The 1,056-nt window shown below is 49.7% G+C and carries 2 protein-coding genes; both read right to left on the bottom strand.

The genetic code is table 11. From position 1 onward, the window contains the following. Positions 1-651, bottom strand: a 651-nt coding sequence (gene istA / locus F6K63_RS37020) for an IS21 family transposase (protein ID WP_287315033.1), incomplete at its 3' end; no start/stop codon positions are given. After that, positions 638-937, bottom strand: a complete 300-nt coding sequence (locus F6K63_RS37015) for a zf-TFIIB domain-containing protein (RefSeq protein ID WP_287315032.1) — start codon at positions 935-937, stop codon at positions 638-640. The genes istA and F6K63_RS37015, both read right to left, overlap by 14 nt. Between the last annotated feature and the right edge of the window lie 119 nt (positions 938-1,056).

Below are 1,056 nucleotides of genomic sequence, written 5' to 3'. Positions count from 1 at the left end.
TGGGGACAGATACTTCCGCTGCACATAGCCGACACCGCTTTCGACGATTCCTTTTTCATGACCAGCACCGGGTGAACAGTAGTGGCTCTCATACAAGTAGTAGCCACGAAACTTCAGAAAGCTCTCCTGCTCAACCCGATTTTTGCCACAGAGTACTTTGTGGACTGCACTCTTCAGGTTGTCATAGGTCATGCGCTTGGGTACGCCGCCGAAAAACTCAAAGGCCTTGGCTTGGCCTTCGAAGAAGCACTCCTGTTTCATGCTTGGATAGGCTCGGACGAACATGCGTCGCGAATAGCTCAACCGCGTCACCAACAATTGTACTTTGACACGCTTTCCATCCAGTATCACGGACCCTTCGCCCCAGTCGACCTGACCATCTTCTCCCGCTTCATAGCTCAATGGCAGGTAGAACTTGGGGCGATTCTCTCGCTTTCGTACTTGGCTGATGTGGTGACGCACTGTTGATTCGGCTCCAACATACCCTTCGGCCTTTATCAGCTCGTAGATCTTTGATGACGTATATCTCTGTTTTCTCGGTAGCTTTTTGCTCGCTTCCAGCAGCTCTTGGATCCGTTCTTTGTAGGGGCCCAATACCGGAGCCGCTTGCTTTTCACGTTTCTTGTAGACTGGCGGCTCATCTGAATCCACCGCTTTTCTCAATATCGCCTTTTGTGATGCCCCGGAGCAGCAATACTGCTTGTTCTGGATTGAGGTGATGCCCTTCAAAGACTGTTCCGCTATACAGATTATAGATGCTATGACAATGGTGGCAACGTCTTACCTCTAACTCGCTTCGGCGAGTTGTGCGGAAGTAGCGGGATTCTGCTTCCCCTCTTCCGCACCTGGGGCAATTCAGTGCCCCTCCATGAAGGTTTTCACGCAGCCAATTTTCACATTCATCTCGTGACAGTAGGGTTCTTATTTCGAATTCCATTCACTTCATCATACAACCTTTGCACCTTTTCTACACATGAGCCAAGATTTTACACAGAATTCGTTTTACCATCGTTGTCGAGAGGTCGTCACGGTACAAATCTGGACTTTGCCGTGAGA

The sequence above is a fragment of the Moorena sp. SIO1G6 genome (assembly GCF_010672795.1).
In the GTDB taxonomy this organism is placed as follows: Bacteria; Cyanobacteriota; Cyanobacteriia; order Cyanobacteriales; family Coleofasciculaceae; genus Moorena; species Moorena producens.
Note: the sequence above shows the minus strand (reverse complement) of the source record. Positions and strands in the feature narration are given on the sequence as shown.